Origin of the sequence: Salinivibrio sp. SS2 (genome assembly GCF_001722075.1) — a bacterium.
In the GTDB taxonomy this organism is placed as follows: domain Bacteria; phylum Pseudomonadota; class Gammaproteobacteria; order Enterobacterales; family Vibrionaceae; genus Salinivibrio; species Salinivibrio proteolyticus.
The window spans coordinates 147,158-160,459 of record NZ_MEBP01000064.1; the positions used below are offsets into that span (position 1 = coordinate 147,158).

At 48.2% G+C, this 13,302-nt stretch carries 14 protein-coding genes; 3 read left to right on the forward strand and 11 right to left on the reverse strand.

Annotated features, from left to right (window positions below; all coding sequences use genetic code 11):
- Window positions 1–96 precede the first annotated feature (96 nt).
- On the forward strand, window positions 97–813 hold the full coding sequence (gene cobB, locus BGK46_RS06055) for a Sir2 family NAD+-dependent deacetylase (protein WP_069587672.1): 717 nt from the start codon (window positions 97–99) through the stop codon (window positions 811–813).
- A gap of 31 nt (window positions 814–844) precedes the next feature.
- Here the strand turns inward: cobB and BGK46_RS06060 are convergent, their stop codons facing one another.
- From BGK46_RS06060 to potA, 4 genes are all read right to left on the reverse strand, one after another.
- Window positions 845–1,888: an extracellular solute-binding protein gene (locus BGK46_RS06060; protein WP_069587674.1), complete on the reverse strand. Its 1,044-nt coding sequence runs from the start codon at window positions 1,886–1,888 to the stop codon at window positions 845–847.
- Window positions 1,889–1,958: 70 nt separating this feature from the next.
- Window positions 1,959–2,729 carry a spermidine/putrescine ABC transporter permease PotC gene (gene potC / locus BGK46_RS06065; RefSeq protein ID WP_069587677.1) on the reverse strand — a complete coding sequence of 257 codons (771 nt, stop codon included), beginning with the start codon at window positions 2,727–2,729 and terminating at the stop codon, window positions 1,959–1,961.
- Window positions 2,726–3,580: a spermidine/putrescine ABC transporter permease PotB gene (potB, locus tag BGK46_RS06070; protein ID WP_069587678.1), complete on the reverse strand. Its 855-nt coding sequence runs from the start codon at window positions 3,578–3,580 to the stop codon at window positions 2,726–2,728. The genes potC and potB overlap by 4 nt, the downstream gene beginning before the upstream one ends.
- Window positions 3,567–4,682 carry a spermidine/putrescine ABC transporter ATP-binding protein PotA gene (potA, locus tag BGK46_RS06075; RefSeq protein ID WP_069587679.1) on the reverse strand — a complete coding sequence of 372 codons (1,116 nt, stop codon included), beginning with the start codon at window positions 4,680–4,682 and terminating at the stop codon, window positions 3,567–3,569. Before potA ends, potB begins: the two co-directional genes overlap by 14 nt.
- 275 nt (window positions 4,683–4,957) lie before the next feature.
- Here potA and BGK46_RS06080 point away from each other — a divergent pair, with 275 nt between their 5' ends.
- Both BGK46_RS06080 and BGK46_RS06085 read left to right on the forward strand, forming a co-directional pair.
- Window positions 4,958–5,776 carry a hypothetical protein gene (locus tag BGK46_RS06080; protein ID WP_069587681.1) on the forward strand — a complete coding sequence of 273 codons (819 nt, stop codon included), beginning with the start codon at window positions 4,958–4,960 and terminating at the stop codon, window positions 5,774–5,776.
- A gap of 29 nt (window positions 5,777–5,805) precedes the next feature.
- Complete coding sequence (locus tag BGK46_RS06085; RefSeq protein ID WP_069587683.1) at window positions 5,806–6,462, forward strand: DUF2987 domain-containing protein; 657 nt, start codon at window positions 5,806–5,808, stop codon at window positions 6,460–6,462.
- A 50-nt stretch (window positions 6,463–6,512) separates the two neighbouring features.
- Here the strand turns inward: BGK46_RS06085 and ttcA are convergent, their stop codons facing one another.
- From ttcA to BGK46_RS06120, 7 genes are all read right to left on the reverse strand, one after another.
- Window positions 6,513–7,442 carry a tRNA 2-thiocytidine(32) synthetase TtcA gene (gene ttcA, locus BGK46_RS06090; protein WP_069587685.1) on the reverse strand — a complete coding sequence of 310 codons (930 nt, stop codon included), beginning with the start codon at window positions 7,440–7,442 and terminating at the stop codon, window positions 6,513–6,515.
- A gap of 133 nt (window positions 7,443–7,575) precedes the next feature.
- On the reverse strand, window positions 7,576–8,523 hold the full coding sequence (gene uspE, locus BGK46_RS06095) for a universal stress protein UspE (protein ID WP_069587687.1): 948 nt from the start codon (window positions 8,521–8,523) through the stop codon (window positions 7,576–7,578).
- Between the two features lie 152 nt (window positions 8,524–8,675).
- Window positions 8,676–9,419: an FNR family transcription factor gene (locus tag BGK46_RS06100; protein WP_069587689.1), complete on the reverse strand. Its 744-nt coding sequence runs from the start codon at window positions 9,417–9,419 to the stop codon at window positions 8,676–8,678.
- 81 nt (window positions 9,420–9,500) lie between these two features.
- Window positions 9,501–10,175 carry a sulfite exporter TauE/SafE family protein gene (locus BGK46_RS06105; protein WP_069587691.1) on the reverse strand — a complete coding sequence of 225 codons (675 nt, stop codon included), beginning with the start codon at window positions 10,173–10,175 and terminating at the stop codon, window positions 9,501–9,503.
- Window positions 10,176–10,186: 11 nt separating this feature from the next.
- The gene (gene ccoS / locus BGK46_RS06110; protein WP_069587692.1) at window positions 10,187–10,393 is read right to left on the reverse strand and encodes a cbb3-type cytochrome oxidase assembly protein CcoS; all 207 of its coding nucleotides are present in this window, start codon (window positions 10,391–10,393) and stop codon (window positions 10,187–10,189) included.
- A gap of 9 nt (window positions 10,394–10,402) precedes the next feature.
- Window positions 10,403–12,775 carry a heavy metal translocating P-type ATPase gene (locus tag BGK46_RS06115; protein ID WP_069587694.1) on the reverse strand — a complete coding sequence of 791 codons (2,373 nt, stop codon included), beginning with the start codon at window positions 12,773–12,775 and terminating at the stop codon, window positions 10,403–10,405.
- Between the two features lie 2 nt (window positions 12,776–12,777).
- Window positions 12,778–13,263: a FixH family protein gene (locus BGK46_RS06120; protein WP_069587696.1), complete on the reverse strand. Its 486-nt coding sequence runs from the start codon at window positions 13,261–13,263 to the stop codon at window positions 12,778–12,780.
- Between the last annotated feature and the right edge of the window lie 39 nt (window positions 13,264–13,302).

Here is a 13,302-nt window from a genome sequence, read left to right on the forward strand (position 1 = left end):
ACCATTTCGCGACCAAGGTCTAAAGCCACCATGCTTCAAAGGTTTCAATTTGGGTGTTATAAATGAAGGTGTTAGATGAAAATTCAAGGATGGGCTATGACATTTCCCTACCGACACATTGTTGTGCTTACCGGCGCGGGCATTTCTGCAGAGTCGGGTATTCGTACCTTTCGTGACCAAGATGGCCTGTGGGAAGAGCACCATATTGAAGATGTCGCGACGCCAGAAGGCTTTGCGCGTAATCCGCGATTGGTTCAGCAGTTTTATAATGACCGCCGTCGCCAGCTTCAATCCGGTGTATTGCCCAATGCGGCACACGACGCGCTAGCCCGTTTAGAAAAAGAAAGTGATGCCACTGTGCTGGTGGTCACGCAGAATATTGATGATCTTCATGAACGTGCCGGCACACAGCACATCATTCATATGCATGGCGAGCTCCTCAAAGCACGCTGCAGCCACTCGCAACAGACCATTGATTGGGTAGGGGATATTACTGATGCTGATCACTGTCATTGCTGTCAAATGCCAGCGCCCCTTCGTCCTCATGTGGTTTGGTTTGGCGAGATGCCACTGGGGATGGGACAAATCCATGATGCACTCACCCAAGCTGATTTATTCGTCTCTATTGGGACGTCTGGTGCAGTCTATCCCGCGGCGGGATTTGTACATGAAGCGGCGATGCATGGGGCTCACACCATTGAAATCAACTTGGAGCCCAGTGCGGTTGAAAGTGAGTTCAGTGAACGCCGTTACGGCAAAGCCAGCACGCTCGTACCGGCGCTGGTGGATGAAATCCTCGCCCTTGAACAGTAAAAAGGGGCCCTCAGGCCCCAATGTCTCGTTATTACATCCCCGCCTTTAAGCGCTGGAAATAATCTTCGTACAAGCGGTTGGCATCACCGACCGCGTTTTGCCATTCACCGGCCTGCATCACCGCTTTCGGTGGGTAAATATTAGGATCATTTTTAAAGGAAGCCGGTAACAGCGGATAAGCCGCTTTAACGGGTGTTGGGTAGCCAATTTCGAGTGCGAGCTTCGCGGCGTTTTCTGGACGCAGCAAGAAGTCGATCATCTTGTGCGCAGCGTCTACATGTTTAGCGTTGGCGGGAATGGCAAGGCTATCCATCCAAAAGATAGCGCCTTCTTCTGGCCAGACAATCTCAATGGGAGCGCCTTCTTGACGGGCCATATACGCAGAGCCATTCCAAAGCATCCCCAAGGTGACTTCGCCGGCAAGGTAGGGGTTGGCAGGGAAATCGGAGTTAAATACTAATACATTTGGCATTAGCTCACGCAGCGCCTCGTAGGCGGCTTTAATCTCATCCGGATTGGTGGTATTGGCTGAATAGCCCAGCTTACGCAGTGCGATGTGGAAGAGCTCGCGCGCGTCATCCATCATCAGCAACTGACCCTGCCATTTAGGATCCCACAGATCGGCCCAGCGAGAGACAGCGCTGCTATCCATAAAATCAGTGTTGACCCCAATGCCCGTTGCTCCCCAGATATAAGGGATAGAGTATTGGTTATCAGGATCAAAGGGTTTGTTCAGGTTATCAGGGTCAAGGCCGTCAAAGTGGCTTAGCTTGGTTTTATCCACTTTCTGTAGCATGCCTTCCTGACGCATTTTGGAGACGTAATAGGTTGAGGGAACAACCAAATCATAGCCTTCAGGATGCGTCTTTAATTTCGCATACATGGTCTCATTGGACTCATAGGTGGAATACATGACTTCAATACCGGTTTCTTCGGTAAATTCTTCTAGCACGGATGCTGGAATGTATTCGGACCAGTTGTAAAAGTAGAGAACATCATCTTCAGCCGATGCCGTTGATGGGACCAGTGACGCACCCAGCAGCGCCAACGCAGAGAGTGAAGACCATTTGGTCATGGTGAAAACTCCTAGACATTACAGACAACAGGAAGCGGGCTGCCAGCGGGGTAGCAGCCCGAGGAAAGGTTTATTTTAGTCGATCTTTAGCCAGCCATTGTGAGCACATAACTAAGACGAGCGATACCATTAGCATGATGGTCGCTAAGGCATTAACTTCGGGTGAGACGCCAACTTTAACCATTGAGTAGATTTTCAAAGGTAAAATTTCATAACTTGGGCCCGTCACGAAAGAGCTAACAATCACATCATCCAAGGAGAGTGTGAAACTCAGTAACCAGCCCGCGCCCACCGCAGGCGCTGCAAGGGGCAGAATGATTTTGGTCAGAATGACCCACTCACTGGCGCCTAAATCGCGAGCTGCCTCAAGCATTTTGACATCAAAGCCATTTAAGCGGCTGTACACGGTGACCACCACGAACGGCAAACAAAAGGTGATGTGCGAGAGCAGCAAAGTAAGAAAGCCCAATTGTGCGCCCATCAAGACAAATAATGCCAACAATGAAATAGCCATCACGATATCAGGCGACATCATCACCACGAACAGCATACCATTAACGAATTGCTTGCCACGAAAGCGATAGCGGAACAACGCGACTGCCGTGAGGCTACCGATAATTGCCGCCGCAGAGGCAGAGAAAATCGCGATGGTGAGCGAGTTCCCTGCCGCCTGAACCAAGCTGTCATTGTTGATAAGCTGCTCATACCATTTCCAAGTAAAGCCTTTCCAGTTCATGCCAAACTTGCTGGCATTAAAGGAATTCACAATCAATATAATGATTGGAATATACAAAAAGGCATAAACTAAGGATAAGAATCCACTGCGTAAGATACGGCTCATGCGAGTGTCTCCTTACGATTCATCCATTTGCCAACCCGCCAATAGGCGAACAACATCAGACCCATGAGAACGGTCAGAGAAATACTGGCTGCGGAACCAAATGGCCAATCTCGTACATTGAGGATTTGACTCTTAATCACATTACCAATCAGGAGGTTTTTCGCCCCACCCAATAAATCAGAGACATAGAACATGCCCAAGGCAGGCAGTAATACCAACAAACTGCCGGCAATAATCCCCGGAGTGGTCAAAGGAAGGATCACGCAAATAAAACGTTGAACTGTATTCGCCCCAAGATCGCGTGCCGCTTCAAGGTACGCGTTGTCTAGCTTTTCAATGCTGGAATACAAGGGCAAAATCATAAACGGTAGCAAGATGTAGACAAGACCAATCATGACCGCGTATTCGGTATACATAATGCGAATGGGGCGCTCAATCACGCCAAGCCACATTAGGCTTTCGTTCAATAAGCCGCGTGTGCCGAGAAAAATCTTAAGGCCATAAGTACGGATCAGTGAGTTCGTCCAGAAGGGCACAATGACCAAAAAGAGCATTAACGGGCGCATGCGTTTTGGCATTCTGGCGATGATAAACGCGAACGGGTAACCGATTAACAAGCAAATCAGGGTCGCGATGGCTGCCATATAGAACGAATGCCATACCACCTTGGCGTAGAGAGGATCCAATAACTTGGCATAGTTACTGAGTGTGAAAGTCATCTCAATCAAGTTGGCATCGTCACGGGTTAAGAAACTGGTGATGATGATCATCAGGTTGGGCATAAAGACAAAAACCAATAACCAACCGACAACCAAGCCAATGATGGCGGTTTGCAGGTTAAGCTTTTTCATCGGCCAATACCACCTCCCAGCTTTCAACCCAAGTGATTGCCACTTTTTGGTCGAGTGAGTGGTCAACATCCGGATCATCTTCGTTAAAGAATTCGCTGACCATCACGGTTTGCCCTGATGGCATCTCGAGCACAGAGTCTAGCGTCATGCCTTTATAGTTACGCTCACGCACGTAGCCAATTAGGCCATTGGGGTTAGCATCATCACTAATTTCTTCAATGCGAATGTCTTCTGGGCGCAGCAAGACTTTGACTTGATCGCCGGCACCTACATCCAGTTTGCAGTAGACCTCACATTCACGTGACTCAATACGCGCCCAAATGCGTTGCTCATCCATCCGTTTAATCACGGTAGCATCGAACACATTGATTTCACCAATAAAACGCGCCACAAACAGGTTCTTAGGCTCTTCGTAAATCTCACGAGGGCTACCGTCTTGCTCGATTTCACCATCACGCATTACCAAAATCCGATCGGACATCGACAGCGCTTCTTCTTGGTCATGTGTGACAAAGATAAAGGTGATCCCCAGTTTACGTTGTAGCTGTTTGAGCTCCATTTGCATGCGCTTACGCAGCTTATAATCTAGCGCGGATAAAGACTCATCTAACAACAACACTTTCGGTTTATTGACAACGGCACGAGCAATTGCAACACGTTGTTGCTGGCCACCAGATAGCTGATGTGGCTTACGCGACGCATAATGGTCAAGCTGCACCATACGCAGCGCTTCCATCACCCGAGGCTCGATCGTCGTACGATCCACACCTTGCATCCGCAGTCCGAACGCAACGTTTTCGAATACGCTCATGTGCGGGAAAAGGGCGTAGCTCTGGAATACCGTATTTACGTGGCGCTGTTCGGCGGGGATATCTGTGACATCCTTTCCATCGATAATGACACGGCCGCTGTCCGCATCTTCAAGGCCAGCGATAAGACGTAATACGGTTGTTTTCCCGCAGCCAGAAGGGCCGAGGATAGTCAGAAATTCACCATCGTTAACGGTGAGATTGAAACGGGAAATGATTTCTTTGCCGTCAAAGCTTTTGGTCAGAGATTTAAGCTCAACAACCGGTTTGTGAGATACATGCGCGTGGTTCAATGGTTCGTTCTCTCCCTACCTGGCAAATTGTTGTTCGCGGATTTACCCATAAAATAGACGGCGCATGATAGACGTGCATCCTGCTAAGTTAAAGCAATTTTTTACACATTTTCGCCGTGCTCTAATCAGCCGCTATCATGGGTAAATCATGAAACATCCTTGATGTTAACGTTGGGTAAAAATAGCACGGATTCCTTGTTTTCTGGTGAGATTGGTTTTTGGCTATTGGTAACAGTCAGATATACTGTCAACAACAGTCATGACAAATAACGATTATGAGTCAACAAGATTTCAACAATGCGCTACATATTGGTGGGTCGATAGAGACCGCACTCAACGGTCGATATCGCCTCGAGCCATTTGAGATTATTAAAGAAGCGTTCTCGCTGACATTTAAACACTTCTGGTCCTTTCTGCCCGCGGCTTTATGCTTATTTGCCGTTCAAGTTGGTATTCTAGTGTTGATGTTGACGTTACTTCTGGGCGATCCCTCTCATTTATTCGAGGGGTTAGTCGGGCAGCGCGAAATGACCACAGATATGGTGTCATCCGTGTGGTTATCTAACTTTACCTCTGAGGTGCTGATTGCCCCCTTGTATGCAGGTGCAAGCTTGATGGGGTTGGCGCATGCCATTGGGTTTAGGTCCAAACCTCGCCATCTAGTTAAGGGGTTGGCGTTTGCACTGCCTGTCACCGTGGTGATTTGTTTGTCTGCGACGTTACAAAGCGTCGCCAGTATGATTTTTCCATTATTGAGCTTATATGTCGCGATGGCCTTTTCGATGGCACCGCTACTGATTTGTGAAAAGCGTTTGACGCCGTTAAAGGCGCTGGCGGTGTCTTTCCGTGCCGTCAACAAGAAAGTGCTCGCCCTTGCCACTATTTATGCGGTGGTCGGCGTGCTATTTCTCATTTCTTTTGTTACCGCTGGCTTTGCATTGGTTTGGGCATTACCCTTTCTGTTCAATGTTAAGGGTGTGATTTACCGAGAAATGTTTGGTGTCGGCGTCGAAGTGACGGTGTCACAAAATAACGATAACAATGCCACCCCTGAAACATCCCATTCGTCAGGCAACGATACTTTTGATGCCTGATTGGCGTTTAGCCCGTACACGGAGTGTCCATGAAAAAATTAACCAGTGCATTGGTACTGGCAGCTTGTATGAGCTTGCCTGCCCATGCCGATACCATGAGATTTAGCTACAGCAAATTGTTCACTCAGCTCAAGCATAATGTTGAAGAAGGGCACCCAGATATTGGTGTCGCGTATTTTATGGTTTCGCCTGATACCGGAGAGGTGTGCCCCATATCTCGAGCGTGGATGCGCAAAAAGGAACATTACGAAGCCTTTGATATCCCGCCATCGCAAGCATTGCCACTGCCACTAGATAACCAGTTACGCAAAGTGAACCCAGATGTATTTGTGGAAACTCCAGCGGGCATGACCTGCGACATCTCTTTTCAGGTTCTAGTGAATACGCCGGTTGATCAGCAATTGACGGGGGAGCAAATTCAAGGCTGGTTGCCTCAAATGGATGCGATGATGAAGAATCTCGGCGGTATGTTCGCGTCGTGGTTTATGCCGAAAACGCAGGGTGTCGTGGTACATTTTGGCTCAGATGTTAGCGGTAATGTGGTATCAACAACCGGCCAATCGTACGTGATTGAGAACCGTAAAGTGACCATTGATGCCAGTGCGTTGCAACCGGAGTCACGCTTAACGCTTCCAGCCACGCCAATTAAAATATCACCTTGGCTACCAAAAGACCCTTCCTCTTGACAGAAAAAAAGCGCTCTTGGAGCGCTTTTTTACGATAACGAACGGGTTAGCTAGTGGCTCACGTTCATCACATCTAATGTTAATGCCGGGTCTACCTCAACCACATCATCATTATCGGGTGTCGGATTGGTAAAAGTTTCTTTATCGAAGGCAGTGTCTCCATCACCTTCATAGGCCATACCTGCTGCCACTGATTTGAAATCAAACAAGTTGAAGTCAGCCATGTGCGAAGGCACCACATTTTGCATCGCGCGGAACATGGTCTCAATACGTCCAGGAAAACGCTTGTCCCAATCACGCAGCATATCCTTGATCACTTGGCGTTGCAGGTTAGGCTGCGAGCCACATAGGTTGCATGGAATAATCGGAAACGCTTTTTGCTCCGAGTAACGTTCAATGTCTTTTTCGCGACAATAGGCCAGAGGACGGATCACCACATGTTCCCCGTTATCTGAGACAAGCTTGGGTGGCATGCCTTTCATTTTGCCGCCATAAAACATGTTCAAGAATAAGGTTTCAAGGATGTCGTCGCGATGGTGGCCCAGGGCAATTTTAGTGGCTCCCAACTCTTTAGCCGTACGATACAAAATACCGCGACGTAAGCGTGAGCAGAGTGAGCACGTGGTTTTACCTTCCGGCACTTTATCTTTCACAATCGAGTAGGTGTCTTCTTCAACAATCTTATACTCGACGCCGAGACTCTCAAGATACTCGGGCAAGATATGCTCGGGAAAGCCGGGCTGTTTTTGGTCTAAGTTGACCGCGATAAGCTCAAACGAAATGGGAGCGCTTTTTTGCAAGCTTTGTAGCATATCTAGCAGCGTGTAACTGTCTTTTCCGCCAGATAAGCACACCATGATACGATCGCCATCTTCAATCATATTGAAGTCAGCAATGGCTTGGCCGGTATTACGGCGAATGCGCTTTTGCAGTTTATTAAACCCGTATTTTTGTGCTTTGGTCAGCTCTTGCGTGCTCATAAGTACTTTCGCGTGATGGGCAGCTCAACCACGTTGCGCTGCAGTGAATGCATGAATGGCGGGTATGATACGGATTTTGACTATAAATGCCAGCAGCAGGCAGTGAATAGCACTGCCTGCTAGGGTTGAAGGGTTAATCGTTCGCGCGAGGATCAAGTGGACTGATGTAACCATCCGGTTTGATGGCGAGCAAGTCACAATCCAGTTGGTCAATCATATGTTCTGCCGTATTACCAATAAAGACGGCTGAGAGGCCGGTTCGTCCTGTTGTGCCAAGAATCACCAGCTCTGCATCTAATTCGCGTGCGATCTCGGGAATAACATCTTCAGGTAATCCCTCATGCACATGTGTACGCGCCTCTTCAATGTGGTGACGCTGGCGGAGCGCTTTCATGGCGGTGAGGTGATGTCCTCTAACCGCATCGGTATATGAGGTGGGGTCAAACTCTGGTAGCTCGATGGTAATGTTCACCGGTGTTGCAGGGTAGGCATTGGCTAGATGAAGCTCAGCACCAAGCATGGCACTCATCACTTCGCCTTCATCCACGAGTTTATCATTCAATGTGGCGTGTGTTTCGCTCTCAGAGGCAACATGCACGGACGCAATGATTTTGCCTTTGTCTGGCCACCCATGTTCTTTCACCAACAACACAGAGCTTGGACATTTGCGTAATAGGTGCCAATCAGTTGGGGTGAAAATCACGGAGCCTAAGGTGTCATGCTTGTGCGTGGCTTTAACCACTAAGTCATGCTGATGGCTCAGTACTCGCTCAACAATGGCTTCATAAGGGCGGTTATGCCACACCACCTCTTTTTTAATATCACAATGTTGCGCGTTGTGTGACTGAATGATGTCATTCATCCATTCTTCGCGTTGGTGCATCACGCCATTTCGCATTGCTTGACGCTCATCGGATGAGAGCATCGAGGTCATTTCATAAGAGAAATCATAAATAGCAAGAAATAGGGTCAGTTTTACATCCGCATCGCAGCGCTCACTTAATGTGACTGCGCGAGACAGTGCGGGTTGTTGGTCTTGGGCGGGGTCGATCACAACCAGAAGATTTGTATACCTAGACATATCTGCCTCCTTAGCACAGATGCACCGTGTAGTTTCAATGTAACGCACAACATCTAAGAGAGCGATATAAAATCGAGATAGGGAAGTAAAAAAGAGAAATGGCGCATAAAGCGCCATTTATTAGGATCTTGTTCGCGTGTTGAAAGGGCAGTTTAGAGCTCTTCGCCTGCTAAACGTGCTAATTCTTCCAGATTGAGAATCGTGATGTATTTCCCTTTCACGGCAAGAATTTCTGATTTTTGGAAGCGACCTAGCAACCGGCTAATTGTCTCAACAGTAAGGCCGAGATAGTTACCAATATCACCACGGGTCATCGTCAACCGGAACTCACGAGGCGAAAATCCACGCTGAGAAAATCGTTTGGAAAGGCTGTAAAGGAAGGCGGCAAGACGCTCTTCTGCGGTTTTCTTCGATAGGAGCAAGATCATGTCTTGGTCTCCTTTGATCTCATTACTCATCAACCGCATGATTTGTTGTCTTAACTTTGGCATCGAGCCTGACAAATCGTCTAGCGTTTCGTAAGGAATTTCACAGATCATCGAGGTTTCAAGCGCCTGCGCAAAACTTGGGTGCTCTCTCTCGTTGATGGCGTCAAAGCCAACCAAGTCGCCCGCTAAATGGAACGCGGTAATTTGTTCATCACCTTGTTCGGTGATGGTGTAGCTTTTGATGGTTCCTGACCGAATTGCGTAAAGTGCTCGAAGATGATCACCCGCTTTGAACAACTCTTGGCCTTTCTGAATAGGTTTTTTTCGCTCAATGATGCTATCCAGTTGATCCAACTCTTGCTCATTTAACGTAAAAGGGATACATAATTGGCTGATACTGCAATCCTGACAATGAATTGCACAGCCACCAGACTGTACCCGCCGAGTGATGATCTTATTAGACACCATACACCTGCCTGAAATAAAAAACGTCGTTAGTAATATTACACCATCATGGCGTGCTTGGTCGACCTTATCCTTAAGGTCTATCTACAAAAGTAACTTTAATGCCCCATACGCTGTGTAAACCCCATACAATGCCATCAATGTAGCACATGTCAAACGTATTAGGCGATTATTGAGTATGGGTTTGATCCGCTCCGCAAGTGCACCGACAGTGATCATCGCGGGTAGAGTACCGAGACCAAAGCCAAACATAATCAGGGCACCTCCTGATGCGCTACCTGCAACTGCTGACCAACTGAGTGCAGAGTAAACGAGTCCACAGGGTAACCAGCCCCAGAGTAAGCCAAATGGAAGTGCATAGGTTGGTGATTTGAGCGGTAATAACTTCGAGGAAAGTGGAGAGACGCGCTGCCACAATTTGCCACCAACCCGCTCGATATAACTTAAGCCGTTCCAGATATGAGCTAAATAAGCCGCAAGCAACAGCATCATCACAGCAGCAAAAAGGCGTAGTACAGCCAGCTGATGGGTGAGATCACTCATGGCAAGAATAGAGGCAACTGCACCGCCAATCAGTGCACCTGCAATGGTGTAGGAGGTTATGCGTCCAAGGTTATACAAAAGTAGGTAGGGCCATTTCGCTTTATGCTTGGGGATACCGAGTGACATTGCTGCCGCCACACCACCACACATCCCAATGCAATGCCCGGCACCGACCAAACCAATGACGAAGGCGCCAATAAAATCAACGTTAGTCATACAAGGCTCGTTTAGGGATGTTTAGATGAGTGCTGGTTGTCGGATTCGTTTTCGTTACGCTGCGCATTTTTCTCTGGCTCTTCCTCATCAAATAAGATTGATGAGCCTTGGCGTTCTAAATCTTCAAATTGATCGGACTTCACCGCCCAAATAAACACCACAGCAGCCACACAGACCAGCATGATGGCAATCGGGATCAAAATGTAAAGGCTGGCCATAAGATTTCCTTATTTTCGGTTGAGCAGACGGAGTGAATTCGATACCACAATAATGGAACTTGCTGACATGCCGACTACGGCAACATAAGGCGCGACAAACCCCATTACCGCAAGGGGAAGAATGGTGACATTGTACCCTAAAGCCCATGCGAGGTTTTCGGCAATGATACGGCGTGTGCGACGCGCGAGTTGTCTCGCCGTAAGCAGTTTTTCTAGATCATCGCTCAGTAACACCATATCGGCGGAGGCTTTAGCGATGTCGGTACCGCCACCCATCGCCACCGAGAGGTGTGCGCCTGCAAGTACAGGGGCATCATTAACACCATCACCGACCATTAATGTAATCGTATCGCTTGAAAGCTCCTGAAGATACGCCAGTTTTCCTTGTGGCGATACGCCTGATATCACAGTTTCAATGCCAAGCTGGTTTGCGACCATGTCGGCATTGGTAGATTGATCGCCTGTGAGCATGGTGGTTTGAATGCCTGCGTGTTTGAACGCAGCAATTAAGGATGCACTGCTATCACGAATTGGGTCATTGAGCGAGAAGGCGGCAATGGGCTTACCATCACAGGAGAGCACGACTGGGTAATGGCTAAACGCTGTCTCTGTGGTGGTCAGTGCAAAATCCGGCTTGCCGATCCGCCAATGTTGTCCGTTAATTGTGCCGCTGATACCCAGCCCAATGTGATTATCTGCGTCAACGACGTCATAATACGCTAAGGCTCTCAACTGAAAAGCGTAGGCAATCGGGTGGTTGGCAAACGCTTCTAAGCTGGCGGCAATGTCCAGTACGTTTTGTTCATCATATTCAGGATTGAGGATCGCGACATCACTGATCTCAATCTTACCTTCTGTCAGGGTACCCGTCTTGTCGACAACCAACCGATTGACTTTCGTTAACGTCTCCAGCACATGACTGCGGCGTAACATAATACCGAGCTGACCAAAGGTTGAGGTTGAGCAGGTTAATGCGGTCGGTGTTGCTAAAGACAGCGCACAAGGGCAGGTCGCCACCAACACTGACAGCATGATCCAAAATGCATCGTCAGGTCGCTCAAAATGCCAATATAACCACGTTGAGGCGGAGATAAGTAAAATAGCGGCGACAAAATAGCGGGCAATTTTGTCTGCGAGGACAGCGACTTTTGGCTTCGCCATTTGTGCTTCATCTTGTAGGCGAACAATGTTAGCAACTAATGACTCTTTATGATTGGCTGTCACTTCAAGGTCGACGTTACCTTCAACATTCATGGTCCCCGCGTAAACAACGTCTCCCTGTTGTTTCATTTGCGGCAGTGACTCGCCGGTGAGCATTGCTTCATCAACTGAGGTTGTGCCGGTTAGTACCACACCATCGGCAGGGAAAGGCTCACCTGGCAACACGCGTATTTTTTCTCCGACCGAGAGGCTATTAGCAGGCACTGCTTCACCATCAAGATAACGTGCCATTTTCGGTACCAGCTTGAGCAAATTTGCACTCGCGGCCGCCGCTGTGCGTCTTGCCCGCATTTCCAGAAAACGCCCCAGCAGTAAGAAGAAGGTAAACATCGCGACCGATTCGAAGAAGACTTCCCCTTTACCGGTAACGGTCGCGTACAAACTTGAAAAATAGGCAAAGAGCAGGGCGATAGAAACGGGCACATCCATACCCAGTGTGCGTGCTTTTAAGTTTCGCCACGCATTGGTGTAAAACGGAAGCGCGGAGTAAAGCAGCACAGGAGTCGCAAAGATAAGGCTTATCCAACGGAAATAGTTTCGGAAGGTTTCATCCATATCGCCAAAGACTTCAAAGTACATCGCCACGGCAAGCATCATCACTTGCATGGTAGCGAGGCCTGCAATCCCTAGACGATAGAGATATTGCTTCATATTGCGGTGGTATTGCTGCTCTTGCTTATCCGCTTCAAACGGCGCAGCTTTGTAACCGAGTTGGTGAATGTGTGTAAGAATAGTACTGAGTGATGTTTGGGTTTGATCCCAACGCACAGTCGCACGGTTCGTGGTTGTATTGACTTGGATATGCGTTACGCCTTTGGCGCGCTGCAATTGCTTTTCAATCAGCCATGCACAAGCCGCACATGACACACCGTCTAGTGACAGCGTCACTTCTTTTTGTTCCGCGAGGTCGCGAACAAATTCACGTTGAACATCTTCATTGTCATATAGCGACAGTGATTTGAGCTCTTCCGGCACGAGGTCGGCTTTATCTGCTGGGGTGGTTCGATATTGATAATAAGAACTCAAACCACTGTCTACAATAGTGGTTGCCACTGCTTGGCAACCAGGACAGCACATTAGACGAGGTTGATCAAAGATCACAACTTGATAGGTGTCGCCAGTCAAAACTGGCTCACCACAATGATAACAGGAGTTGGTCATGATTACTGCTTACCGCTTAGTGTCCAATCACTAGAAAGAGGGAAACTAATCCGTCCATTTACCTTCCAACTATCGTCAAACGACGAGATCTCAACAAACCACGGCCCCTCAAGTGGCTCTTGGAGATCAATCTGATAAACGCCGGCTTGGTTTGGGTTCACCATCGCATTGATATCTCTCCGCTCTAATGTACGGTGTTGGACGTGTACACGAAGAGTAGGAAACCTTTCAAGTTGGCCTTTATTCAATGCAATCCGCAACGTCTCCGGAGTAGCAGATAGGCTCGCAGAGACTCCCTTTTGCGCCGCCACGCGAAGTTTTGAAAGGTCGATATTTATCGCTTTCCCTTTCTTATAATAATCTTCAGCCACAAGCGACACAGAGTTCAATGAAAACACTGTCACTGTGAGCAAGCTAGCGACAACGACTGAAGAGGGTAGTGCGATAAGGAACCAAGGCCAGAACTGCTTGTACCAGGGCTTTATCATGGGTAACACCTTTGCTTGAGCGTTAAAAAAAGCCCCTGC

What these genes read in the sequence shown, in the direction of transcription:
- cobB (WP_069587672.1), top strand. Translation starts at nt 97, where the DNA reads ATGACATTTCCCTACCGACACATTGTTGTGCTTACCGGCGCGGGCATT.
- BGK46_RS06060 (WP_069587674.1), bottom strand. Translation starts at nt 1,888, where the DNA reads ATGACCAAATGGTCTTCACTCTCTGCGTTGGCGCTGCTGGGTGCGTCA.
- potC (WP_069587677.1), bottom strand. Translation starts at nt 2,729, where the DNA reads ATGAGCCGTATCTTACGCAGTGGATTCTTATCCTTAGTTTATGCCTTT.
- potB (WP_069587678.1), bottom strand. Translation starts at nt 3,580, where the DNA reads ATGAAAAAGCTTAACCTGCAAACCGCCATCATTGGCTTGGTTGTCGGT.
- BGK46_RS06080 (WP_069587681.1), top strand. Translation starts at nt 4,958, where the DNA reads ATGAGTCAACAAGATTTCAACAATGCGCTACATATTGGTGGGTCGATA.
- BGK46_RS06085 (WP_069587683.1), top strand. Translation starts at nt 5,806, where the DNA reads ATGAAAAAATTAACCAGTGCATTGGTACTGGCAGCTTGTATGAGCTTG.
- ttcA (WP_069587685.1), bottom strand. Translation starts at nt 7,442, where the DNA reads ATGAGCACGCAAGAGCTGACCAAAGCACAAAAATACGGGTTTAATAAA.
- uspE (WP_069587687.1), bottom strand. Translation starts at nt 8,523, where the DNA reads ATGTCTAGGTATACAAATCTTCTGGTTGTGATCGACCCCGCCCAAGAC.
- BGK46_RS06100 (WP_069587689.1), bottom strand. Translation starts at nt 9,419, where the DNA reads ATGGTGTCTAATAAGATCATCACTCGGCGGGTACAGTCTGGTGGCTGT.
- BGK46_RS06105 (WP_069587691.1), bottom strand. Translation starts at nt 10,175, where the DNA reads ATGACTAACGTTGATTTTATTGGCGCCTTCGTCATTGGTTTGGTCGGT.
- ccoS (WP_069587692.1), bottom strand. Translation starts at nt 10,393, where the DNA reads ATGGCCAGCCTTTACATTTTGATCCCGATTGCCATCATGCTGGTCTGT.
- BGK46_RS06115 (WP_069587694.1), bottom strand. Translation starts at nt 12,775, where the DNA reads ATGACCAACTCCTGTTATCATTGTGGTGAGCCAGTTTTGACTGGCGAC.
- BGK46_RS06120 (WP_069587696.1), bottom strand. Translation starts at nt 13,263, where the DNA reads ATGATAAAGCCCTGGTACAAGCAGTTCTGGCCTTGGTTCCTTATCGCA.